Source organism: Gordonibacter massiliensis (ex Traore et al. 2017), assembly GCF_019731765.1.
Taxonomy (GTDB): Bacteria; Actinomycetota; Coriobacteriia; order Coriobacteriales; family Eggerthellaceae; genus Gordonibacter; species Gordonibacter massiliensis.
Genome location: NZ_JAASIO010000004.1, coordinates 1 through 23,920, shown reverse-complemented (window position 1 = coordinate 23,920; position 23,920 = coordinate 1). Strand labels below are relative to the sequence as shown.

At 67.0% G+C, this 23,920-nt stretch carries 16 protein-coding genes and 1 tRNA gene; all 17 read right to left on the bottom strand.

All coding sequences use genetic code 11. The features are described 5' to 3' along the window. Positions 1–148: 148 nt before the first annotated feature. The gene (locus HCH03_RS06155) at positions 149–1,402 is read right to left on the bottom strand and encodes a peptidase U32 family protein (RefSeq protein WP_221688775.1); all 1,254 of its coding nucleotides are present in this window, start codon (positions 1,400–1,402) and stop codon (positions 149–151) included. A 331-nt stretch (positions 1,403–1,733) separates the two neighbouring features. Next, positions 1,734–3,245 (bottom strand): cysteine--tRNA ligase, encoded by a 1,512-nt coding sequence (cysS, locus tag HCH03_RS06150; protein ID WP_221688774.1) that lies wholly within the window; start codon positions 3,243–3,245, stop codon positions 1,734–1,736. A gap of 395 nt (positions 3,246–3,640) precedes the next feature. Beyond that, positions 3,641–4,123: a 2-C-methyl-D-erythritol 2,4-cyclodiphosphate synthase gene (gene ispF, locus HCH03_RS06145; RefSeq protein ID WP_221688980.1), complete on the bottom strand. Its 483-nt coding sequence runs from the start codon at positions 4,121–4,123 to the stop codon at positions 3,641–3,643. A gap of 236 nt (positions 4,124–4,359) precedes the next feature. After that, positions 4,360–5,202 carry a 2-C-methyl-D-erythritol 4-phosphate cytidylyltransferase gene (gene ispD / locus HCH03_RS06140; protein ID WP_080143584.1) on the bottom strand — a complete coding sequence of 281 codons (843 nt, stop codon included), beginning with the start codon at positions 5,200–5,202 and terminating at the stop codon, positions 4,360–4,362. A 69-nt stretch (positions 5,203–5,271) separates the two neighbouring features. Beyond that, positions 5,272–6,216 carry a serine O-acetyltransferase gene (locus tag HCH03_RS06135; RefSeq protein WP_185905836.1) on the bottom strand — a complete coding sequence of 315 codons (945 nt, stop codon included), beginning with the start codon at positions 6,214–6,216 and terminating at the stop codon, positions 5,272–5,274. 226 nt (positions 6,217–6,442) lie between these two features. Continuing rightward, positions 6,443–9,010: an ATP-dependent Clp protease ATP-binding subunit gene (locus HCH03_RS06130; RefSeq protein ID WP_221688773.1), complete on the bottom strand. Its 2,568-nt coding sequence runs from the start codon at positions 9,008–9,010 to the stop codon at positions 6,443–6,445. Positions 9,011–9,292: 282 nt separating this feature from the next. Continuing rightward, positions 9,293–11,275, bottom strand: a complete 1,983-nt coding sequence (gene lysS, locus HCH03_RS06125) for a lysine--tRNA ligase (protein WP_221688772.1) — start codon at positions 11,273–11,275, stop codon at positions 9,293–9,295. 366 nt (positions 11,276–11,641) lie between these two features. Beyond that, positions 11,642–12,112 carry a transcription elongation factor GreA gene (gene greA / locus HCH03_RS06120; RefSeq protein WP_080143588.1) on the bottom strand — a complete coding sequence of 157 codons (471 nt, stop codon included), beginning with the start codon at positions 12,110–12,112 and terminating at the stop codon, positions 11,642–11,644. Positions 12,113–12,286: 174 nt separating this feature from the next. After that, positions 12,287–12,559, bottom strand: coding sequence for a twin-arginine translocase TatA/TatE family subunit (tatA, locus tag HCH03_RS06115; RefSeq protein WP_080143589.1), 273 nt, complete (start codon positions 12,557–12,559; stop codon positions 12,287–12,289). Between the two features lie 128 nt (positions 12,560–12,687). Continuing rightward, a tRNA-Pro gene (locus HCH03_RS06110) sits at positions 12,688–12,764 on the bottom strand. Positions 12,765–12,886: 122 nt separating this feature from the next. Next, a complete protein-coding gene (locus HCH03_RS06105) occupies positions 12,887–13,324 on the bottom strand; it encodes a PaaI family thioesterase (protein WP_080143590.1) in 438 nt (145 codons plus the stop codon). 252 nt (positions 13,325–13,576) lie between these two features. Further along, complete coding sequence (locus HCH03_RS06100) at positions 13,577–16,648, bottom strand: bifunctional diguanylate cyclase/phosphodiesterase (protein WP_246599780.1); 3,072 nt, start codon at positions 16,646–16,648, stop codon at positions 13,577–13,579. A gap of 48 nt (positions 16,649–16,696) precedes the next feature. Next, complete coding sequence (locus tag HCH03_RS06095) at positions 16,697–18,175, bottom strand: ABC transporter substrate-binding protein (protein WP_221688771.1); 1,479 nt, start codon at positions 18,173–18,175, stop codon at positions 16,697–16,699. Positions 18,176–18,322: 147 nt separating this feature from the next. Next, on the bottom strand, positions 18,323–19,630 hold the full coding sequence (locus HCH03_RS06090; RefSeq protein WP_368042425.1) for a YbhN family protein: 1,308 nt from the start codon (positions 19,628–19,630) through the stop codon (positions 18,323–18,325). Between the two features lie 47 nt (positions 19,631–19,677). Continuing rightward, a complete protein-coding gene (locus HCH03_RS06085; protein WP_221688770.1) occupies positions 19,678–20,829 on the bottom strand; it encodes an ATP-grasp domain-containing protein in 1,152 nt (383 codons plus the stop codon). Then, entirely contained in the window at positions 20,826–22,559 is a 1,734-nt protein-coding gene (locus HCH03_RS06080; RefSeq protein ID WP_221688769.1) for a lysylphosphatidylglycerol synthase transmembrane domain-containing protein, read from the bottom strand. Before HCH03_RS06080 ends, HCH03_RS06085 begins: the two co-directional genes overlap by 4 nt. 144 nt (positions 22,560–22,703) lie before the next feature. Further along, entirely contained in the window at positions 22,704–23,543 is an 840-nt protein-coding gene (locus HCH03_RS06075) for a J domain-containing protein (RefSeq protein ID WP_080143594.1), read from the bottom strand. Positions 23,544–23,920 lie beyond the last annotated feature (377 nt).

Below are 23,920 nucleotides of genomic sequence, written 5' to 3'. Positions count from 1 at the left end.
TACGGGCGCGTGGCAGCTGCTCATCGCTTCGGCGCAGATGAGAGGCACAACGCTCAACGATGACGAGAGCGCCTTGTTGGTCAGGGCCAGAGTTGCAGTGGAGTTTTGACGGAAGGCACCCCTCATAAGGACGGCCTGCTGGCCGCCCCTATGAAACATCCCGTCTTATGCGCAGGTAGTCGCCCGGTTCGAGCGGCTCATCGACGGTGAACGCGTACGCCTCGGCCGAGCGGTTCGCCACAGCGACGGGAACGGGCGCGGGATGCGGATCGCCCGCGTCGGGCGCGGGCAGCCACGCCAGATCGCGCACCCGCACGTGGAAGGCGGCGCGGCCGGGCGCGAGCGCCTCCAACTCGTCGCCCTCGCAAAAGCGGTTGCGGCACACGGCCTCGACGCGCCAGGCGCCCTCCCCCGTCGGCTCGCAGGCGCGCACGTCGGCGGCGTGCAGGCAGGTGCTGGTGTAGCCGTCGCGCTCGGGCGACTGATCGGCGCGACCGTAGTAGAAGCCGGTGGAGTACGGCCGGTGCGACGCGCACGCGAGCTCGGCCACGACCTCGGCCGATTCGGCCCCGTCGAGCGCGCGGCGGTACGCGTGCACCACCGTGGCCACGTAGAACGCCTTCTTGTTGCGCCCCTCGATCTTGAACGAGGACACGCCGGCGGCGGCCAGGTCGTCCAGATGCTCCGCCATGCACAGGTCGCGGGCGTTCATGACGTACGTGCCACGCACGTCCTCCTCAATCGGATAGAACTCGCCGGGACGCTGCTCCTCCACCAGCGCGTAGCTCCAGCGGCACGGCTGGGCGCAGTGCCCCTTGTTGCCCGAGCGGTCCGCCATGGCCGCGCTCAAAAGGCAGCGGCCCGACACGGCCATGCACATGGCGCCGTGCACGAACGCCTCGATCTCCAGCTCGCGCGGCGCGTCGGCACGCAGGCGCGCGATATCGGCCACGCTCATCTCGCGGGCGCACACCACGCGGCTCGCTCCCAAATCGTGCCACACGCGCGCCGCCTCGGCGTTGCACACGCCGGCCTGCGTGCTTACGTGCAGCGCCACGCTGGGCGCGTGCCGGCGGGCGAGCGAGAGCGCGCCCAAATCGCTCACGATGAACGCGTCGACGCCCGCGGCGGCAAGCGCCTCCAAATACGCGGGGAGCGCCGCAAGGTCGTCGGCGTCCATGAGCGTGTTGAGGGCCGCGTACACCCGCACCCCGGCCGCGTGCGCGAACGCGACGGCGCCGGGAATGTCCGCCAATGCGAAGTTGGAGGCCCGCTGCCGCATGCCAAACCGATCGGCCGCCAAGTACACGGCGTCCGCCCCGTAGCGCACCGCCGCCTCCAACTGCGGCCGCCCGCCCGCAGGAGCGAGGAGTTCGGGCTGGGACGAAGACCGTCGGCACATCGACTATCGCCCCGCTTCGAAAGCAATGGACCGGAAGGGCGATCCGCCGAGGAAAATCAACCCGTCAAGAACCGTCATGGACAAAAACGGCCGATATGGTAAGAAAAGCGACGCGTTCGAGCAGACCCTTCCGCACCTCACGCGGGAAAGGCCTGATGGCTTGCCATCGCGAAAAGAATCGCATCTCGACTCGTTGCCATATCTCGACTTTTTGTCCATGATCTTCACAGTTATATTAATATGACGTGGCCGGCGAGTGCGCGGGACGCGCCGAGCCCCGTCCGCTCCGGCAGGACGCGCCAAACCCCGCCTGCTTCCACTCGAAAAGCCTTCATCCCTCGTAACTGACGCGGGCGCCCTGCGGAGTGTCCTCGATCACGAAGCCCAGGCCGGTGAGGCCGTCGCGCACGGCGTCGGCGCGGGCCCAGTCCTTGGCGGCGCGGGCCTCGGTGCGGGCGGCCAGCAGGGCGTCCACGGCCTCGGACGCGCACGCCCCGTCGTAGCCGGCAACCTCGGCGGCCAGCGCCACGACCTCCGGCGGGTACGCTTCGCCCTCGCCCTCCGCAGCCGCATCGTCCGCGACCACGTCGACGCCGAGCACGCCCAGCAAGTCCACCACCAAATCGCGCGCTTCGCGCACGGGCGGCACGTCGGCGAGCGACAGCGTCTTGCCCGCCGTCTGGGCGTTCACGTCGGCGATGAAGTCGAACACCTCGCCCAGCGCCTTGCACGTGTTGAAATCGTCGTCCATGGCCAGGATGAACGCCATCTTGGCCGCGCGCGTGCGCTCCATGAACGCGCGCAGATCGAGCGGCGAGGGGATATCCTGGGCGTTCTCCAGCAGCCAGTCCAGGTTCTTCACGGCGTTCTTGATGCGTCCGAGCGCGGCGCCCGCCTCGGCCAGGCGATCCTCGGAGAAGTCGAGCGGGCTGCGGTAGTGCGTCTGCAGCATGAGGAAGCGCAGCACGGCCGCGTCGGTGGTCTTCAGCACGTCGCGCAGCAGCTTGAAGTTGCCCAGCGACTTGCTCATCTTCTCGGAGTTGATCTGCAGCATGCCGCCGTGCATCCAGTAGTTCGCGAACGTGCAGCCGCAGGCGGCCTCGCTCTGGGCGCGCTCGTTCTCGTGGTGCGGGAACACCAAGTCGCCGCCGCCGCCGTGGATGTCGAAGGGCAGCCCCAAGTACTTGCGCGACATGGCCGAGCACTCGATGTGCCAGCCGGGGCGGCCCTGCCCCCAGGGCGAGTCCCATGCGGGCTCGCCGGGCTTGGCGGCCTTCCACAGGGCGAAGTCGAGCGGGTCGCGCTTGCGGTCCTCGATGCCCTTGCCGTCGGCCCGCAGCTCGCGGTGGCCGCATTCCATCTCGTCGATGTTGCGCCCCGACAGCTCGCCGTACGCGGGGAACGAGCGCACGCTGAAGTACACGTCGCCGTCCACCTCGTAGGCGTGCCCGCCGTCGACGAGCTCTTGGATGAGCTCGATCATGGAGGGTATCTCCTCGGTGGCCTTCGGGCGGATGTCGGGGTCGAGCACGCCGGCCGCGTGCATGTCCTCGATGAACGCCTCGGTGTACTCGGCGGCCACCTCGGCGGCGCTGCGGCCCTCCTCGTTCGCCTTGCCGATGATCTTGTCGTCCACGTCGGTGACGTTCTGCACGAACGTCACGTCGAAGCCGCGCCACATGAGGTAGCGGCGGATCACGTCGAACGAGATGAACGTGCGCGCGTTGCCGATGTGGATGTAGTTGTACACGGTGGGGCCGCATACGTACATGCCCACCTTGCCGCGCTCGCGCGTCTCGAAGTCCACCTTGCCGCGCGTTTTCGTATTGTAGAGTCTGATCATGGCGTCCTCGCATCCTGCCTAGCCCCTGCGCCGCGTTCGCGCGACGAAGCGTTTCGACCGTAGATTGTAGCACAGGAAGGTTACGGAGCCCGCCTGTCCGCCAAAGTCAGTCCTCCGCCATCCCAAGCGCGGGAGAATGCGCCTTATGTCATCCTGAGCGAGCGACCCCAGGGAGCGGAGTCGAAGGATCCCGTGCGGCGATAGCAGGAAGCGTTACGGCTGGCGCCGCACGGGATCCTTCGACTCGCTTCGCTCGCTCAGGATGACAGAGGGGCGCTGGGCTCGCTCAGGACGACAGAAAGCGCGTTCGCCGCGCTTGGAGTGGTGGAGGGAAGGCGCGCGCCCTGCGCCCGGGATGGCAAAAGGGTGCGCGCCTTTACGCCTGCTCGGGACGGCTAGGAGCTTGAACGGCGGACCAACAGGCACACGGCGGTTGCGGAGATGCCCTCCTCGCGGCCTTCGAAGCCCAAGTGCTCGGTGGTGGTGGCCTTCACGCCCACGTTCTCCGTCGGAACGCCCATGGCGGCGGCCAGGTTCGCCCGCATCTCGTCGCGGTACGGCGAGAGCTTCGGCGCCTGCGCGGCGATGACGGAATCGACGTCGAGGATGGCGTAGCCCTCCGCACGCACCTTGTCGGCCACGGCGGCCAGCAGCTTGAGCGAGTCGGCGTTCAGATAAGCGGGGTCGGTGTCGGGAAACAGCTTGCCGATGTCCCCGCCGCGGATGCCCCCCAACAGCGCGTCGGCGACGGCGTGCGCCAGCACGTCGGCATCGGAATGCCCCAAAAGGCCGCGCGTATGCGGGATGTCCACCCCGCCCAAGATGAGCTTGCGCCCCTCGGCGAACGCATGCACGTCGTACCCCTGCCCGATGCGCAGGTTGGCAGGATTGAACGCCTGCGAGTTGTCATCCTGAGCGAAGCGACCGGAGGGAGCGGAGTCGAAGGATCCCGTGCGGCCGTCAGGCCGAGAGGTTTCCGGTTGGCTCCGCACGGGATCCTTCGACTCCGCGCTGCGCGCTCCGCTCAGGATGACATCGTCCGACTGCGGCGCTCCGCTCAGGATGACATCATGTCCGGGTTCGCACGCTCCATTCGAGACGGCGTCGGCGGCGCTCATTCTTTCGTCCCCTTCATGTACATCGTGCGCACGGCGGCGGCCAGCATGAGGTAGTCCTCGGGCACGGTGAGCTTGATGTTGTCGCGCTTGCCCTCCACCACGAGCACGCGCCCGCCCAAACGCTCGATGAGCGAGGAGTCGTCGGTGCCCATGAAGCCGTCAGAGAGCGCCGAGGCGTGCGCGCGGCGGTAGATGCCGGCGCGGAACACCTGCGGCGTTTGCGCGTTCCAGAACACGCGCCGGTCGGGCGTGCCCACGATGACGCCGTTCTCCACCACCTTGAGGGTGTCCACCGCCGGATGCGCCACCACGGCGCCGTCGCAGTCGATGTTGCCCTTGAGCGTGGCGATGGTGTGCGCGATGAGGTCGGGGCTGATGAGCGGGCGGGCGCCGTCGTGCAGGATGACGTACTCGTAATCGTCCGGCACGTACTCGAGGCCCGAGAACGCCGATTCCTGACGGCTGGGGCCCGAGGGCGCCACCACGATGGGCGTGACGAACGGGAACGGGTCGACGGCGCGCTTGAGGTACTCGCCGCAACGGTCCTCGGGGCACACGATGACGATGAGCCCGATGTCGCCCACGGCGTCGAACGCCTCGGCCGACCAGGTGAGGATGGGCTTGCCGGCTATCTCCACCAGCTGCTTGCCACCCTCCTTGCCGAACCGCTCGCCCGTGCCGCCCGCCAGGATGATGGCGGCCGTCTGGGGATTCTTGTCGACCTCGCCCTTGAGTCCGCCCATCGCCTGCGAAAGCGCGTCGAAATCGAGGTCGTCCGGCGTGAACTCAGGGGCGCTGAGCACCGCGGACGAGAACACCGGGTCGATTGTCTGCGTCATAAGGTCTTCCTCTCCGCCTTGCCTTTTCCTTCTGCCGCCCCGCCCCTGTCGCCTGCCGACGCCAAGGATCTAGTCCCGCTCGCCGGGCTGGCGCACGGTGATCTCCTGCGCCTTCAGCGACACGCGGGAATGAGGGGGGATCGACGAGGTGACGAATGCGGAGCCGGCGATGACCGACCCGGCTCCGATCACCGTTTCCCCTCCCAGCACCGAGGCGTTGGAGTAGATGGTCACGTCGTCTTCGATGGTGGGATGGCGCCTCACCCCGGCGAGCCGCTGCCCGCCGCGCGTGGACAGCGCGCCCAGCGTGACGCCCTGGTACAGCTTCACGTGGTCGCCGATGACGGTGGTCTCGCCGATGACCACGCCCGTGCCGTGGTCGATGAAGAAGTACTCGCCGATCTGGGCGCCGGCGCCGATGTCGATGCCCGTGCCGCTGTGCGCCAGCTCGGTCATGATGCGCGGGATGATGGGCACGTTCTGCTGGTAGAGCACGTGCGCGATGCGGTACACGTAGATGGCGTACAGGCCGGGGTACGAGAAGATGACCTCCTCCTTCGACCCGGCCGCCGGATCGCCGTCGTACAGGGCCTGCACGTCGGTGAGCAGCACGCGTTGTATGCTGGGAAGCTCGTCGAAGAACACCGTGCACACTTCCGAAGCGCGCTCGCAGATGTGCTCGGGCGTATCGCCTCCGCACAGGTGGCGCGCCGGATCGGCCTCAGAGGCGTCACGATCGTCGGAGGTGTACGCCAGGGCGAGGACGATCTGCTCGCGCAGCACCCGCTCGATCTGGATGAGCGTCTCTCCGATGAAGTACTCCGGACTGGTGGACGGCGTGAGCATCTCCTCGCCGAAGTAGCCCGGAAACAGCACGCGGCGCAAGTCCTTGAGAACGCTCTTCACGGCCGAGCGGCTGGGAAACCGCCGTCCGGGCTTCGTGAAGAATATCTCGTCGGCCTCGTAGTTCTTCTCGATGCCCTTCACAATGCGATCGAGGTTGTCTCCGAACATGGAACCTCCTGAAATCGGTTGATGCGCTGCGCCTCCCGCAACCGCCAGCATGACGGCTCCTCGGTCGGTTTGCGACGAGCCTAGTATAGCGCAGCGGGCACGGGATCCGCTGGTAAACCACCGCTTGCCCGCATCGTCCCCAACCATTGTCATCCCGAGCGGGGCGGCAGGCGTGAAAAAGCCCCTGATCCGCTTGGGAACAGGGGCTCTCCGGTGCAGGTAAAGCTTAGTCGGACGCGCCGCCCGACATCGAGCCGCCGCCGCTGCTCACGCCGGCGTGGCCCAGATCGAAGTTCGTCAGCAGCAGCTCCGCGTCCTTCGCTATGCTGTCGCGTTTCCGAGGCTCCGGGATCACGCCCGAACCCTGGGTGAACACCAGCTCGCCGTCCACCGCGTCCACGTCGATGATGGAGCCGCTGGTCCATTTGCCCTCGAGGATCTCCTCGGACAGCGGGTCCTCCAGCAAGCGCTGGATGGCGCGGCGCAGCGGGCGGGCGCCGAACGTGGCGTCGGTGCCCTCCTTCGCGATGAGCTTGCACGCCGCATCGGTCAGGTTGATGGACATGTTCTGCGCGATCAGGCGCTCGCGCAGATCGGCCACCATGAGCTTCACGATCTCGGCGATCTGCTCGTCGTTCAGGCTCTTGAACACGATGATCTCGTCGATGCGGTTCAGGAACTCGGGCCTGAACAGCTTCTTCATCTCGGACATGACGCGGCTCTTGATCTCCTTGTCGGAGAGGCCCGCATGCTCCTCGGTCGAGAAGCCCAGCGTGGTGGGTTGCGCGATCTCGCGCGCGCCCACGTTCGACGTCATGATGATGACCGTGTTGCGGAAGTCCACCGTGCGGCCCTGCGCGTCCGTCAAGCGGCCCTCCTCCAGAATCTGGAGCAGGATGTTGAACACGTCGGGGTGCGCCTTCTCGATCTCGTCGAACAGCACCACCGAGTAGGGGCGCTGGCGCACGGCCTTCGTGAGCTGGCCGCCCTCGTCGAAGCCCACGTAGCCCGGAGGCGAGCCCACGAGGCGCGACACGCTATGCTTCTCCATGTACTCCGACATGTCGAAGGACAAAAGCGCGTCCTCGGAGTTGAACAGGAACTCGGCCAGCGCCTTCGACAGCTCCGTCTTGCCCACGCCCGAGGGGCCCAGGAAGATGAACGAGCCGGCGGGGCGTTTCGGGTCCTTGAGGCCCGAACGCGAGCGACGGATGGCCTTCGACAGCGCCGTGACGGCCTCTTCCTGGCCGACCACGCGCTCGTGCAGCACGCTTTCCATGCGCAGCAGCTTCTCGGTCTCGGCCTCGGTGAGGTTGCTCACGGGCACACCGGTGGTCATGGACACCACGTCGGCGATGTCCTCCACCGTGACCTGCTGGATGGTCTTCTGGGCGTTCTCCTCCCAGTCCTTCTCGGCCTGCTGGCGCTTCTCCTTGAGCTTGGCCTCCTCGTCGCGCAGCTGGGCGGCGCGCTCGAAGTCCTGCGCCGCGATGGCGCTGTCCTTCTCGCCGCGGAGCTTCCGCAGCTCCTCGTCCAGCTCGCGCAGCTCCTTCGGCAACGTCATGTTGCGGATGCGCATGCGGGCGCCGGCCTCGTCGAGCACGTCGATGGCCTTGTCGGGCAGGAAGCGGTCCTGGATGTAGCGGTCGGCCAGCGTCACGGCCGCCTGCAGCGCCTCGTCGGTGAAGTGCACCTGGTGGTGCGCCTCGTAACGGTCGCGCAGGCCCTCCATGATGCGCAGCGCCTGCTCCTCGTTCGGCTCGCCCACGGTGATGGGCTGGAAGCGCCGCTCGAGCGCGGAGTCTTTCTCCAGGTGCTTGCGGTACTCGTCGATGGTGGTGGCGCCGATGACCTGGATCTCGCCGCGGGACAGCGGCGGCTTCAGGATGGCGGCGGCGTCGATGGAGCCCTCGGCAGATCCCGCGCCGATGAGCGTGTGCATCTCGTCGATGAACAGGATGATGTCGCCCGCGTCCATGACCTCCTTGATGCACTTCTTCAGGCGCTCCTCGAACTCGCCGCGGTACTTCGATCCCGCCACGAGCGCGGACACGTCGAGCGTGAACAGGCGCTTGTCGCGCAGAATGTCCGGCACCTGGTTCGACACGATAAGCTGGGCCAGGCCCTCGGCCACGGCGGTCTTGCCCACGCCGGGCTCGCCGATGAGCAGCGGGTTGTTCTTCTGGCGGCGGGAGAGCACCTGCATGACGCGCTCGATCTCGCCCGCACGGCCGATGACCGGGTCGAGCTTGCCGTCGCGCGCCTTCTTGGTGAGGTCGGTGCCGAACTCCTTCAGCACGCTGTCCGACGCGTTGCCCTGCGGGTCGAACGCGTTGCGGCCGGCGTACACGGGGCTCTGCCCCACCAGGTCGTTCAGCGCGCTGCGCACGTCGTCGCCCGACACGCCCAGGCGCGTGAGCACCTCGAGCGCGGTGCCGTCGCCCTCGCGCACGATGCCCAGCAGCAAGTGCTCGGTGGATATGTAGGATTGGCCCATCTGCATGGCCTCGCGCAGGGAGTTCTCCAGCACGCGCTTCACGCGGGGCGTGAAGGACAGGTGCCCGGACACGTCGGTGTCCTCGTCGATGGCCACCGTCTGGCGGATGGCCTGCACGACGCCGTCGTACTTCACGTTCAGGCGGTCGAGGGCCTGGGCGGCCAGGCCGTCTTTTTCCTGTATGAGGCCGAGCAGGATGTGCTCGGTGCCCACGTAGGGCTGATGGAGCGAGCGGGCCTCGTCCTGCGCCAGGACGAGCACCTTGCGCGCTTTGTCCGTAAACTTCTCAAATGACATGCTAGCCTCTATTCTCGCAGAGTCTATCGTATGGTTCTGTGCCATCTTAGCACTCCTCTTATGAGAGTGCCAATACAGCATATAGCCGCACACGTCCGCTCCACAAGCGCAGGCGACCGGCGACCGTTCCATCCTATCACGACCCCAGCCGGCGCGCCTCCGTACCGCTCGATGCCTCCAAAAGTGCTCACGTTTGACGCGTGTTTGAAACGTACGGGAAAAGGCCGCCCGGGCGACGTTGCGCCCGGGCGGCCTTGTTCGAAGTCGTTTGTCGCAGATGCCTTAGTACAGCTTGGCGCCGGCGGGGATGCGGTCGTCCACCATCAGCAGGTTCAGACGCTCCTCAGGCTCGCCGTTCTCGCCCGGCTCCTCGTGAATGGCCGAGAGCAGCATACCGCACGAGTCGACGCCCATCATCTTGCGGGGCGGCAGGTTCGTGATGGCGATGAGCGTGCGGCCCGTCAGCTCCTCCGGCTCGTAGTACGCGTGGATGCCGGACAGGATGACGCGGTCGGCGCCCGTGCCGTCGTCGAGCGTGAACTGCAGCAGCTTCTTGCTCTTGGGAACGGCGACGCACTCCTTCACCTTCACGGCGCGGAAGTCCGACTTGCTGAACGTGTCGAAGTCCACCTCGTCCTCGAACAGCGGCTCGATAACCACCTTCGAGAAATCGATGGGCGCGGCTGCCGAAGCGGGAGCCGCCTCGGCTGCGACCGGCGCGGCAGCGCGCGGACGTCCGCCCGCCGGGGCCTCGTCGCGCATGTGGGGAAACAGCAGCACGTCGCGGATGGACGGGGCGTCGGTGAGCAGCATGACCAGGCGGTCGATGCCGATGCCGCAGCCGCCCGCCGGGGGCATGCCGTACTCCAGCGCGCGCACGTAGTCGTCGTCGTAGCCCATGGCCTCGTCGTCGCCCAGGTCCTTCGCCTCCACCTGCTTGCGGAAGCGCTCGGCCTGGTCGACCGGGTCGTTCAGCTCGCCGAAGGCGTTGGCGTACTCGTGGCCGCAGATGAACAGCTCGAAGCGCTCGGTGAGGTTGGGGTCGCCCGCCTTCTTCTTGGCCAGCGGCGACACCTCGAGGGGGTGCTCCGTCACGAACGTGGGCTGGATGAGCTTCTCCTCGGCCACGGCCTCGAAGATCTCGGCGATGAGCTTGCCCTTGCCCCATGCGTCCTCGGCGTGGCCGCCGTTGCGCTCGAGGATGGCCACGAGCTCGTCGCGGGTGCGCGCGAAGCTCACGTCCTCGCCCGCGCCCTCGCTGGCCAGCTCGATCATGGTGGCGCGGCACCACGTGCCGCCCAGGTCGACCTGCGCGCCTTGGTACTCCACCTGCATCGTGCCGCACGCCGCGAGCGCCGCCGCCTGGATGACGCCCTGCGTGAGCTCCATCATGCCCTCCAGGTCGCTGAACGCCTGGTAGAACTCCATCGTGGTGAACTCGGGGTTATGGTACGGGTCCATGCCCTCGTTGCGGAACTGGCGCCCGATCTCGAACACCTTCTCGAAGCCGCCCACCAGCAGGCGCTTGAGGTGCAGCTCAGTGGCGATGCGCAGGTAGAAGTCCTTGTCGAGCGCGTTGTGGTGCGTGACGAAGGGACGCGCGTTCGCGCCGCCGAGGATGGGGTGCAGGATGGGCGTCTCCACCTCGTAGTAGCCGTGGTCCTCCATGTAGCGGCGGATGGCGGAGATGACCTTGAAGCGCTTCTCGAACGTGCCCTTGACCTCGGGATTCATGACCAGATCCACGTAGCGCTGGCGGTAGCGCGTCTCCTTGTCGGCCAGGCCGTGGAACTTCTCGGGAAGCGGGCGCAGCGACTTGCTGAGCAGCTCGAACGACGCCACGGCCACGGACAGCTGCCCGCGCTTCGTGCGCATCATCGTGCCGCGCACGCCGATCCAGTCGCCCACGTCGAGGTCCTTGAGCTCAGCGAACGCGTCCTCGCCCAGCGCGTTGATGCGGCAGAACAGCTGCATGTCGCCCGTGGAGTCGCGCAGCTCGAGGAAGGCGAGCTTGCCCTGGTCGCGCTTCGCCATGACGCGGCCGGCCACCTGCACCTCGTCCTCGGTGGACGCGCCGTCCTCGAGGTGGGCGTACTGCTCGACCAGGTCGGCCAAATGGTGCGAGTAGCGATAAGCGTGGCCGTACGGGTCCTTGCCCGCCGCCATCAGCGCCTCGCGCTTGGCCAGACGCACCGCAATGGGGTCGTCTTCGACGACCTGCGCCTCGGGGTTCGCGTCAGGGTTGGTGTTCGTGGTGTCGCTCATGTAAGTGCCCCTCAATCTCGTACAGCCCGCATATTCGGGTTCGCCCGTCAGGGCCGAACCCTTCGCGCCTTGCGCGAAAATCGCCGCCCAGGTAGACCGTAGGGGCGATCTCCTGATCGCCCGTTCGCGCGAAGCGCGAAAACTGCCGCGCAGGTTGGCGTAGTAAATCAGCGAGGGCCTCTGTGGTGCCCCGAATTGGCGTGATGGCGAAAGCGAAGCGTACCTTGGGTACGTGAGCTTTCGTCAGCGCGCCAAGGCGGGGTGCTACAGAGGCCCGCAGCGTCGGCAGGTTCCGCTGGCCGGCAGGCCGGCGGAACTCGAACCGCAGCGTCGGCAGGTTCCGCTGGCCGGCAGGCCGGCGGAACCTTAATGTTCGATTTTGATGATGGTCATGGAGATGTCGCGGCCGGTCGGGCCCGTGGTCTCCACCTTGTCGCCCTTCTTGTGGCCCAGCAGCGCCGCGCCCACCGGCGACTCGTTGCTGATCTTGCCGGCCGCCGCGTCGCTTTCGGCGCCGCCGACGATCGTGAACACGCGCTCTTTGCCGCCCATGTCGACCGTGACGGTGGAGCCGATGTTCACCTTGCTCGAACGCTTCGGCGTGTTCACCACGGTGGCCTCGGAGAGGATGCGGCTGATCTCGGCGATGCGCGCCTCCATCATGCCCTGCTCGTTCTTCGCGTCGTCGTACTCGGAGTTCTCGGAGATGTCGCCGAACTCGCGCGCCACCTTGATGCGCTCGCCGATCTCGGCGCGCTTCTCCGTCTCGAGGTAGTGCAGTTCCTCCTCGAGCTTTTCCTTGCCCTCTTGCGTGAGGATGAAGTTTTCGTTCGCCATTGCTGTCTCACCTGTCCGATTACATACAACAGGCACGCTCGATTGCCAAGCGTGCGGTTTTCATAGGTTGGGTCGTGGGGTGCTTCCGACGAAGCGTCGGACGATATACAAAAAAGCGGTATGCGCCCGGCCGAACCGTGGGCACATACCGCGAACCGATTCGCTTGCGCCGCGCTATTCGGCCTTCTTCTTGGCCGCCGTGGTCTTCTTCGCGGTCGTGGTGGTCTTCTTGGGGGCCGGCTTCTCTTCCTCGACCTCTTCGATGACTTCCTCGTCCTCGTCCTCGGCTTCCTCGATGGCCTTGCCGCCGCCCATGCCCTCGCGCAGGTTCTTGACGGTCTTGCCGATGGCGCCGCCGAGCTTCGGAAGGTTCTTCGGCCCGAAGATCAGCAGGATGACTGCCAGGATGATCAGCAGCTCCGGCATGCCCATACCCAGGATTTTCATACGTTCCTCCAAGCTTGTCGTCCGGAGCGTCCGCGCAGGACGCACGCTCCGTCCACTCTAACCCCGTCAGAGTAGCACACACTATGCAAAAAAGGGATGCTCCTTGAAAGTTACATCCCTTTGGTTCCTGGTCGGGTTGACAGGATTTGAACCTGCGGCCTCTGCGTCCCGAACGCAGCGCTCTACCAAGCTGAGCCACAACCCGTAAGCTGCTTGTTGCAGCGACGGATATGATAGCACAACCGCGGCGTTTGCAACAGGAAATATGCCCACTTATGGTGAAGATTTGTATCGGCCCGACGCCTTCCGCGCCCGGCGGGGCAGGCTTTATGCGGGTTCCGACCGTGCGGCGGCGCGCTCGCGCTCTTTCTCGGCCAGGCGCTCGAGCGACACGATCTTCGTGACCACCACGCCCTCGGACACCACGTCGCCCGCGTCGTCGGTGGCAACCACGTTCCAGAACTGCTTGCGTCCGCCCGCGCGCGAGGGCTCCTCGCGGTCGAGCTCGGCCACGGCATGAAGCGTTCCCTCTTGGGCGCTTTTGCGATGGCGCACGTGCACGTCCACGCCGAAGGGGCGCTCGCGGTCGAAGTCGGCACGGCACCCGGCGCCCACGCTCGCGACCGTCTCCAAAAGCGCTATGGTGGCTCCCCCGTGCAGGAAGCCGAAGGGCTGGTGCAGATCGGGCGTGACGGGCATGGCCGCCTCCGCGCGCTCGGCACCCTCCGACACCACCTCGATGCCCAGCAAGTCCGTCAAAGCCATAGCACATCGCTCCTTTGCAAAAACATCGTGGGGTTCGCGCTCCAGCGCGCCCGGCGCGCGGCGTCGAACGGCTAGCGTTCGGATGGTTTATCGCGCCGGGCGGGCGGCAGCCCGACCCCTACATAGTATAGACGCAGTTGCCGCGAGCGGGCGACGGTCAGAGATTCGAACCTGTCCGCAAGCGAGCCCGCACGTCCCGAAGTGCCCCACAAGGCGCCTGACGCCGTTTGGGGCAGGGAGCGTTTCGGTGCGTCAGCGCGTGCCGGCCAGCGTGCGGATGAGCTCCTTCACGAATTCGGGCACGACGGGCGGCACGGGGGCCGGCTTGCCCACCAGGTAGCCTTGGATGTAGTCCACCTTGAGCTCGATGACGGCGCGCAGCTCCTCTTCCGTCTCGACGCCCTCGGCGATGACCCTGATGCCTCGGTCGTGCGCGTAGCCCACGAGGTTCCGCGCGATGTCTTGATGGTCCTTGATACTGTCGATGTTGCGCACGACGCCCATGTCCAGCTTGACGAAGTCCACGTGGTAGTCCAAAAGCGAGGTCTCCCCGTTGTAGCCGCTGCCGAAGTCGTCGATGGCGAGCCGCGCGCCCCAGCGCCGCGCGAGGCCCTCCTTGTACAGCGCCATCTCGCGGCTGTACTCGCTTTCCGTGATCTCGATGACCAGGCGCTTGAGCAGGGGGCCGAACCGCTCCTGCAGCTCCACCTCGTCGTCGGAGGACAGGCGCTGCGTGGCTATGCTGTTCACGAACAGCACGGCGTCGCCGGCGCAATCGTGCTGGGCGAAGGCGCCCAGGGCGCCGAAGAACGTGAGATGCTCCACCCGGTAGAGCTTCGACTGGGAGCGCGCGAGCAGCAGCACGCGGTCCGGCGTCGCGATGGACGGCATCTGCGGCCGCATGAGCGCCTCGTAGGCCGCCGCCTCGCCCATGCGCGCGTCGACGATGGGCTGGAAGTGGTAGTCCACCAGGTTCTCGTCCAGCAGGTGGTTGAGGTCCTCCTTGTTGTTGAGGATGAACGCGCCCTGCTCGTGGCTCTTGGGGTCGAAGCGCAGGAGCGCGCCCTTGCGGTGGCTCTTGGCCTCGTACATGGCGAAGTCGGCGTATTCGCGCAGGTGGGCGAAGTCGACGGCGTCGTCGGGGTAGCACGCCACGCCCACCGACGCGCGCACCTTGAGCACCGTGGCGTCAGGCGCCTCGAGCATGCTCGAATCGAGCGCGCCCATGAACGCGTCGAACAGGCGGTTCGCCTCCTCGGCGCTCTCGCAGCGATCCACGAACACGAGGAACTCGTCGCCCGAGATGCGGGCGCAGAAGCCCTCGCCCGCGAACGTGCGCTCGACGACGTCAGCCGCGGCCTTGATGTAGTGGTCGCCCCAGTCGTGGCCGTAGGTGTCGTTGATGTACTTCAGGTTGTCCAAGTCCAGCATGAGCATGGCGCCGAACGCCGGAGGGTCGCACGCCAGCCGCTCGGTGACGGACTGTTCGAACGCGCGACGGTTCAGCAGGCCCGTCAGCACGTCGTGGTCGCGCTCGTGCTCGATGCGGCGGCGCGTGGCTATCTCGTCGGTCACGTCCTCCACCAAGCCGTAGATCCGCGTGCTGTCGGAGCTCGACACCGACACGATGCGCACCCAGCGGCGGCCGTCCCGGTCCGACGCGATCCAGCGGTTCTCGGACTCCTGCTCGTAGTTGGGCCGGAGCGATTCGAGCAGGTCCTTGAACGCGGCGAGCGGCATGGTGCCGCCCGCCCCGCCGTCGCCCTCGAGGGGGGCGGCGGGAGCGTTCGGCGGAAGCACGACGCCCATCGTGTCGAAGAAGCTGTCGGTGTACGAAGCCGTGCGGGTTTCCAAGTTGCATTCGAACGCGGCGATGGAGCGGTCGGACAGCTTGAGGACCTGCGACAGGCGCGACGCCACCGAAACCACCTCGGCGTTCATGAGCTCGATGGCGTCCGAAAGCTCGTCGACCTCCACGATGCCGGTGGGCGTGAACGATATGGGCTGGTCGGGGCTGGCGGCGCGCACCTCCTTCATAAGGTGGCGCAGGCGCGACGACGACACCCAGGCCGTGAACACGGCGATGATCACGCCGATGACGATGGAGGCGACGAACACTTTCACCAGGCTGTCGGAAAGCAGGCGCGACGCCGAGAACAGGTCGTCCTCGCGCTCGAGCCCGACGAGGGCCCAATGCTCCGAGGCGAACGGCGACGTGCTGTTGTAGAGCTTGATCTCCGCGGCGCTGGCACCGGCCCGGGCGTCCGAGGACGCGCCGGCGGCCGCGTCCACCGTCATGCGGCCCTTGTCGTCGAGCGCCGCCGTGAACGAGCCTCCCTCCACGTAGAGGCTCTGCGACGCCCCCGTGGTCGCGAGCACGTCGTAGGTGCGCGGCTGTCCGGGCAGGGGCGAGGCGCCTTCATCGCGTGCGAAACCGCCTTCCTCGCCCGTTATGGCGAGCAGGTAGGAGCCGCCCCCCGACGTGTTGAGCTCGCTGTAGGGGAAGAAGGCGGTTATACGGTCGAGTCGCACCTCCACGCCCAGCACGCCCACGACGTCGCCCGCCGCGTCCCTGATGGGCTTGCTGTACGTGACGGACTGCGTTCCCGTCCAACCGAGATCCACGGGGCGTCCCCAGTAGCCCAGGTCGTTCACGTCGGCGTCGGGATACTGCTGGGCGGCGCGCAGCGGCTTGTAGTAGAACGAGCTTTGGTCCTCGCCCTCGGCGGCGAGCGGGAACGTGGCCGACCACTGGCTGTCGAGCGCGATGCCCAGGCGCCGCGCCACGCTGATGGGACAGGCCGCGAGCAGCAAATCCGACCCATTCGGCACGTCCACCTTGGGGTTCGAGTCGCGGATGTAAAGGGCCGAATGCCCGCCGTCCTCGGTTGCGTCCCCCTCGGCGTTGGCGAGCACGAGGTACACGCCGTCCACCTCGGCGCGACGCGTGAACGACAGAAGGTCGTCGGCCGACGCGTCGAGGACGTCCAGCGACAGGCTGGAGCCGGGAGTCGCGTCGGTCGCCGCGGAGCCGCTCGCCGCGAGCACGTTCGCCACGCGAGAGCCCACGCTGTCGACGACCGCGTCGAAATCGGACCAGCGGAATATCATGTCGTTTTCCAGGTACCCGGCACGGCTCGACACGCGCTCCGAGAACAGATCGTAGGCGTCGACCTCCATCTGCTCGAGCGTCTGGCTGCGCGCCAGCACGCCCACCGACACCAGGCCCTGGATGGCAAGGGCGATGCAGAAGGGCACCACGACCAGGACCTTGAACGTCAGTCCTCGCCGAACGCCCCGCGTTTTTCCGATCGCCGGAATCATTCCCTCGTTGCTCTTCCTTCCCCGCCCTCCCTGCGAAGGCGATGCGCGCTAGGCGATGACCGCCTCGAGCTGCGCGGTGAAATCGGCGAGCCACGCGTCGAACACGGCGTCCTCGAGGTACGGGGCCACGGCGTCGGCCGGCTTCGCACCGGCCGCGACGGCTGCCGCCACGGCGGCGCGATCGGCCACGGCCTTGTCGGAAAGCGACTTCTCCAGCACGGCGCGCGCCTCGACACCGCCCTTGAACGGCGGATTGGCGTACACGCCCGCCTCGATGGTGTCGAGCGTGGCCGGCAGGTTGACCAGGTAGTTCTCCGACGTTCCCTCCACGGCCTTCGCCGCCGTCTCCAGGTTGTCGAGCGTGAGCGCGTCCTTCTTCACGGGCACGTAGCCGGCGCTGATGGAGAAGGCCGTATTCTGCTCCTTGTCGGTGAACCACTTCAGGAACTCGACGCAGGCGGTCTCCTTGCGCTCGTCGGACTTCGTCACCACGAAGCCGGCGCCCTGCTGCGGCGAGCACGGCTTGCCGTTTTTGAACGTGGGGTTGGACAGGGCGGCCAGCTCGATGGGATAGCTCGTGGCGTCGTCGACCGTGACGGTCTTCGGGAAGTACACCACCGACGAGGACGATCCCACGTAGCAGACGAGGTTGCCCGTCTTCACGGCGTCGGAGCGGAACTTGCCCTCGGCGGAGAACCAGCCCTGCACCATGGGCACGTAGTAGTTGTCCCAGAGCGTCTTCATGGTAGCGCGGTCGAGGTTGAGGCTGCACGTGCCGTTCTCGATGTCGAACACGTCGTGCCCCAGCTGCCGCGAGCCGCAGACGAAGTAGTTCGCCATGGCGTCTCGGCCGAAGAACGGGCTGCCGTCGCCCTCCACGTCCGGCGTCTGCGCGTCGGTCCACTCGTAATAGCGCTGGGCCACGGCCGTGACGCCCTCGATGGTGGAGAGCTCGTCGAGCGACGAGCCCGTGGCGTCGGCGAACTTCTGCCAGTCGGTCAGGTTGATCTGCAGCGTCTCGGTGGACTTGCCCACCGGGAACACCTTCAGGCCGCCGTTGCCGTTGATGTCGCCCTCGGCCATGAAGTCGTCCACGTACTGGGCCTTCTCCTCGTCGGTCAGGTATCCCGAAAGGTCGGCCACGCGACCGAACCCGTCGATGACCGACGCGGTGTCGGAATAGGAGAGGAACGCGTCGGGCATGGCCGCCGAGCCCACGAGCTCCTGCGCGGAATCCGTCACGGCGGCGGCGAGGTCGTTCACGCCGCCTTGGCTGGAGCTGGTGACCACGACGCCCACGTCCTTGCCGCGACCCGCGTTGAACTCCTTGACGAGCTCTTCGAACGCCTGCTGCTGCGTGCCGTTGTAGTAGGTCCACAGCTCAACCTGAACGGGATCGGACGGGTCGAGCACGGAAGCCTTGCCCGTGCCGGACGAAGCCCCTTGCCCGCTGGCGCAGCCGGCGCAAGCCAAAACCCCCGCCAGCGCAAACGCCATCGCGGCGCCGATCATCCCTCTACGTTTCATACGTCCCCCGTTCTGCAAGCGGATCCTGCGTCCGGTTGTGATGTTACCATCCAGCTATTCTATAGCATGATAACCTTCCCCGTGCCATAAACCCTTGATTGACGCTGTTTTAGAGGCCGACGTGCAGGGCCGCGCGGCGCAGCGCCCTCAGCGCTCGCCCTGGCCTCCCGAACCGTGCGGCGACCGGGGAACCGATCCTTGGGACGTGCGTGCGGAAGAGCCCGCGACAGGCTCGACGGGCTCGGCCGAAGGGCCGCCCTGCGCGTCGCCGGCGCGCCCGGGCGCATCCTCGGGGCGGGGCGGGTGCACGGGCTCCCCGGCGGGCACAGGGCGCAGATCCGCCGCGACGATCGGCCGTGCGTCCCGGGCCTTGGCCTCGTCCAGGCGCTTCGCCTGCTGCTCGACGTTGCGCATGCGGTCGCGCTTGGCGGAGGCCCGCACGGTCTTCTTCGCCTCGTGCTTGAACGTCTTCGTCGTTTGAATGAGGATGGCCCCTATGAGGAACGGCATCCAGAACACGATGCCGCGGTACACGAGCGCGATGGACAGGCCCGCCGCGCCGGACACGCCGAACGACGTGAACGCCACCACGACGGCCGCCTCGACCACGCCCACGCCCTGCGGCGTGATGGATATCATGGCGAACAGGGTTGCCACCACGTAGCCGCAGATGAGGGACTCGGGCACCGTGACGCCGAAACCCAGGCCCACGAGCGAGAAGCAGGCGAGCTCGCACAGGGAGGCCACGATGGAGCACCCGAACGTCTTGGCCGTGGCCTTCGGGTTGTGCGCGATGAGGCCGGCCGCGTCGGAGAACGAGCCCACCGCGCGCTCCACCCACGGGTCGAGCGGGGCCTTCTTGAAGCGCGCGCGGACGCGGTCCACCAGCCGCTCGATGGGGCGCAGGGCGCGCAGCACGAGCGCGGGCCGCTTGCGTCCCAGCACCAGGATGAGCACCATGACGCTCACCAGCGCGATGACCAGCAGCCCCAGCAAGAACCACAGCGGCGACAGCCCCACGGTGAGCGCGAGGATGGCGAAGCCGATGAGCATGATGGTGGCGAAGCCCGAGTCCACGGTGATCTGCATGAGCAAAGCCGCGCTCGTGGCGCGCCCCGGCGCGATGCCCCGGCGCCGCGCGTCGTCCACGACGAGCGTGGTGCCGGCCAGGTTCAGCGAGGGGGCGATGGTGTTCATGAAGAACGTGCCGAACACGAGCGGCAACGTGGAACGCGGGTCCATGCGCTCGTCCACGGCCTCGAACGCGAACGAGTAGGCGAAGCTTTGCGAGAAGTACTTGCCCAGCTGCGTGCACAAAGCCGCGATGAGCGGGATGGCCGCGCCCTTCTTCATGGTCTCCACGAGCTCGACCAGCTGGTCGCCGCGCAGCAGCACCACGGCGAGCACGATGACGATGACGAGCCCGATGAGCAGGTTGCGCACGTTGAGCTTCACCGGCCCACCCCGTTTCGTTCCATCGGTCGCGCCCGCGTCCCCCGCCGTTAGCGGAGGAACTCCCAGAGGTCGGTGCCCTGCAAGAAGCGCAGTTCGTCAGCCGTTTCGGCGTCGGTCTCCAAGAACAGGAAGCCGTAGTTGCCGATGCGCTTCACATCGAAGGGACGCAGCTCGAGCACATGGGAGAAGCGGGCGCGCAGCGCGTCGTAGTCGAAGCGCTCGTCGCCCGTGACGCCCGCCGGCGGGTTGAGCAGCGACATGGTATAGACCTTGTCCTCCTTGCCGGAGAACGCGGCGCCGAAATCGGGCTGGGTTTCCTCGAGGAACGCCTCGTAGGTGCGGTAGCCGTAGGCGTAGTAGCTCACGTCCGTGCCGCCCAGGCCCGCGAAGCGCAGCGGGTTGAACTCGATGGGGCACACGTGCCCGTCGTCGACGCGCACCTCCACGTGCACGGGGAAGTTCCGCGCGCCCACGAGCGCGTTCACCCGGTCGAGCCAGGTGACGAACGTGCGGGCGTTGTCGCGCACGATGGCGGCGCTCGTCACGTACATGCGGTCGCTCGTGTCCTCGGCCGAGGCGAAGTCGTGGCGCAGCACGTTCAGGATATGCGCCCGGCCCTGCTCGTCGAAGTAGGCGTCGAGGGCGTACTCCGTGCCGTCCACGTAGCCTTCCAGGATGAACGAGCCGGAGCCGATGACGCTCTCCGGGTACATCTCGTGCCAGCTGGAGGCGTTCTTCTGGATGTCGGCCAAGGCGCGCTCCCAGTCCTCGCGGCCTTGGATGGCGTACACGCCCACGCTGCAGAAGCCCACGGAGGGCTTGAGCACGAACGGCACGGGCAAGCGACCGAAATCGAGCTTAAACAGCTCGTCGATGGAGCACGTCTTGAAGAACAGGTCGGGATCGAGCCCTGCCAACGCGCGGCGCATGGCCGCCTTGTCCTTGAACAGGTCGATGGCGCGGGCGAGCGGCGCGTTGGCCGTGTTGTCCACGATCCACGCCAGCGCGTTCTCGGAGTTCGTGTACACGCGCTCGCCTTCGTCGATGCGGCGGGTGGCCTCGTCCTCGTCCACGAGGTTGAGGCGGCGGCCGCCCTCGGCCAGCGCGCGGCCGACGGCGTTGCCCAGCACGGGATGCTGCGACTGCTCGAGCCAGTCGATCAGGGGTTCGGATACGTACGGCTCGTCGAGCACTATCATGACGGTTGATCCTCCTTAGCAGATGTTTCGCCCACCAGTATACCTTCCCGCTCAACCTGCCGCATGAGCAGCGCGCCCTTTTCGGCCTGCTGTTCCCAACTTGTTTTGCGCGGTTGATCCGCCGGTTTCGCGGCGACGCGGTGCGGGCGGTCGGTTCTCAGGCTGATACCGAAGCGCCTCTTGGCCGAAGCGCCCCGCGCTCCCGGCTCCTCGCCGTGCGCGGGCGCAGAGGTGCTGGAATCCGCAGCGTCGGCTTCGCCCGGCCGCGCGTCACGGGCGGCGCGGCGCGCGGAGCGCCACCGGTCGAACCGCGCCACGTTCTCGCGGAACTCGCGCGCGATGCGGGCGGCGTCGCCCTTGAGCACCACGGGGCGATCGAACGCCGCGCGCTTCCAGAACAGCCAAACCGTGAGCACCACGGCGGCCACGGCCACCTGCCACGTGTTCACGTACAAAAACTCCGCGCCGGCCAGCAGAACGAGCGCGCACACGGTGAGCGCCCACGCCGTGCGAAAGCGCAGGATGAGCCCCACGGCCAACACGATTAAAGCGACGCTGCCCACGATGAGCGCCGGACCTATGAGCAAACCCCCTATGTTGATCCACTCGGTGAGCGCCATGAACGGCTCGAACGTCTTGGGAATGAGGGCCAGCCCCAAGTTCACCAGGCCCACCACGAGCACGAGCGTGCCTGCTATCCAGCCGATGTCCTTGTGGCGCTGCTCCTCGGTAGGATTCTTCTTGTCGGCGAAGAAGCCGGACTGGGAGAGCAGCACGGCGCCGATGCAGAACGGGATCCAGAACATGATGCCGCGGTACACGAGCGCGATGGCCGTGGCCGTGGCGAGCGAGCAGCCGTGCGCCGTGAGGATGGCCGCGATGGCCGCCTCCACCACGCCCACGCCCTGCGGCGTGGGGCTCAAGATGACCGAGATGGCCGCCACGGCGAACGCCGCCACGAGCGCGGTCACGTGATCGAAGCCGAACGCGTAGCCGATGGCCACGAGGCACGCCATGTTGAGGATGGCCGAGAAAGAGGCGTAGGCCACCGTGACGAGCGTGCCCTGCGGGTTCTTCGCCAGGATGCCGGCCGACGAGATGAACGAGGCCGCCATCTTGCGCCCCCAGCCGGCCTTCAGGTGCTTCTTCAGCAGGCCGAGCAGCTTGTTCGCCAGCGCCTCCACGCCCAGAAACACGCGGAACAGGATGCGCGGCTTGCGATAGCCCGCCACGAACAGGCTGGACAGCACGGCCAGCACGGCCGCCAGCGCCAGCCCGCCCACGAGGAAGAGCGTGTTCATGGAGCCGGAAACGAGCATGGTGAGGAACCCGATGACCGAGATGACGAGGATGGCCGCGAAGTAGCCGATCTGCGAGAGGATGGCGCCCGAAGTGGACTGGCCGGCGTCGCAGCCCCGGCGGTGCGCGTCGTCGATGATGAACGCCACGCCCGTGGCGCCCGAGAACAGGCAGAACGTGTTGATGAACACGAGGGAGAATATGAGGATGACGTTGTGCCAGAAGCCGGTCTTGTGCCCCACGGCCTCGAAGGCCGCGTCGTAGGAGGCCGCCTGCACCAGGTGGCGCGCCAGCATGAGCACGCAAGCCACGACAAGCGGCACGAGCGCGCCGGTCTGGAGCGTGGCGAGGAAGCTCGCCAGATAGTCGGCGTTCGCGATGAGAAAGCACACCGCGACGATGCCGAGAACGAGCAGCAGCGCTTTCTTCAACCGAACCCTTCCCGCTTAACAGTATCTAAAATAGTTAGTATAGCACGAGCCTGTGGAGGCCCGAAGGGGACGGCTTGGCCGGCGGGGCGCGCCTTTGCGGAGGCCGCGAGATGCGCGGAGCGGAGTCGACCCCGTTTCAACGATTTACTGGATCCGCTTCGCCGCGCGATAGGCGCGGGCGCGGTCGCGCAGGTTCGTCACGTCGAACAGCACGGCCGCAAGGAACGCGATGGCCAGCACCACGGTCACGGCCCCCTGCTTCGGCGCGATGAGGAACACGAAAGGCGCTCCCACGAGCGCGATGGGAACGATAAGGCCGATGAGGCAGCTGCCGAGCCGCTTCCAAAGGCCGTAGACGAGCGAGACCACCACGTAGAAGAACAGCCCCGTGGCCGCCGTGCCCAAAAGCGCGGCCACCGCAAGCACCGCCGCCTTGACGGCCACGACGACCGCCTCGTTCTTGAGGGCGCGCGTCGCCTCGGCCAGCACCTCCTGCGGCGTTTTGCGCGGTTCCGCCGCGCGGAACGGGGCGAAGGGGTCGAACGCGTCGAAGGGGTCGAACGGCGCACCCTGCCCGCCGGCCGTCCGGGTTCCGTCCCACGACGTCCACACGTACGTGGTACGTCCCGGCTCCTGCCCTACGCCGAACGGCCAGCCCGCGAACGGGTCCTGCGCGCCTCCCCCGCCCGGGGCGGGTCGACCTGCGGGCGTTCCGTACGAGCCGGGGTGCGCGTAGGGATTGTTCGCATAGGGGCGCGGGTCGCGACGCGGATCGAACTCGGGCGTCCACGATCGGTTCAACAGCACGTCGCGGGCTTCGTTGATGCGCTTCGTGAGCTCCTCGGCCTCGGCGCGCTCCTTCGAATCCAAGGCGAACTTGTCCGGGTGATGGGCGACCACGAGCTTGCGATGGGCCCGCTTGACCTCGTCGTCGGTGGCTCCGTCGGATAACCCCAGTATGTTCAACGCTTCGGATTTCTTCATGTCTGCCACTATACCGAAGCCCACCAGCAGCTACGCCTTCCGCCACACCACCGTCGCACCTCCGTCAAGGAACAAACACAAGCGGTCGTATGGCGAACAAGCCGCCGTATGGCGAGATTGGAGCGTTGAACGCCCGAAGCGGATGCAGACCGGGAACGGAAAGCGCTTTGCGGGAGGTGCGCAAAAGGCGGCACCCGCAAACCGCCCATCGGGAACACGGTTCCCGCACATCGCTCCATTGGGGCGCAGTCCTTGTCGGACTCGCCGAGATGGAGAAATCTCTCGAATCCAAGAGTCCGCTGTTAAAGAATATGACCGATGAGAATCGGTGAAGCCTCCTTTATGCAAATCGTGGGTTGGGCGACAATCGTTTCCAT

Coding starts and splice junctions, on each gene's coding strand:
- HCH03_RS06155 (WP_221688775.1), bottom strand. CDS start 1,402: ATGTGCCGACGGTCTTCGTCCCAGCCCGAACTCCTCGCTCCTGCGGGC.
- tatA (WP_080143589.1), bottom strand. CDS start 12,559: ATGAAAATCCTGGGTATGGGCATGCCGGAGCTGCTGATCATCCTGGCA.
- HCH03_RS06135 (WP_185905836.1), bottom strand. CDS start 6,216: ATGTTCGGAGACAACCTCGATCGCATTGTGAAGGGCATCGAGAAGAAC.
- HCH03_RS06095 (WP_221688771.1), bottom strand. CDS start 18,175: ATGAAACGTAGAGGGATGATCGGCGCCGCGATGGCGTTTGCGCTGGCG.
- cysS (WP_221688774.1), bottom strand. CDS start 3,245: ATGATCAGACTCTACAATACGAAAACGCGCGGCAAGGTGGACTTCGAG.
- HCH03_RS06130 (WP_221688773.1), bottom strand. CDS start 9,010: ATGTCATTTGAGAAGTTTACGGACAAAGCGCGCAAGGTGCTCGTCCTG.
- HCH03_RS06105 (WP_080143590.1), bottom strand. CDS start 13,324: ATGGCTTTGACGGACTTGCTGGGCATCGAGGTGGTGTCGGAGGGTGCC.
- HCH03_RS06075 (WP_080143594.1), bottom strand. CDS start 23,543: ATGAAGAAATCCGAAGCGTTGAACATACTGGGGTTATCCGACGGAGCC.
- HCH03_RS06085 (WP_221688770.1), bottom strand. CDS start 20,829: ATGATAGTGCTCGACGAGCCGTACGTATCCGAACCCCTGATCGACTGG.
- greA (WP_080143588.1), bottom strand. CDS start 12,112: ATGGCGAACGAAAACTTCATCCTCACGCAAGAGGGCAAGGAAAAGCTC.
- HCH03_RS06100 (WP_246599780.1), bottom strand. CDS start 16,648: ATGATTCCGGCGATCGGAAAAACGCGGGGCGTTCGGCGAGGACTGACG.
- ispD (WP_080143584.1), bottom strand. CDS start 5,202: ATGACGCAGACAATCGACCCGGTGTTCTCGTCCGCGGTGCTCAGCGCC.
- lysS (WP_221688772.1), bottom strand. CDS start 11,275: ATGAGCGACACCACGAACACCAACCCTGACGCGAACCCCGAGGCGCAG.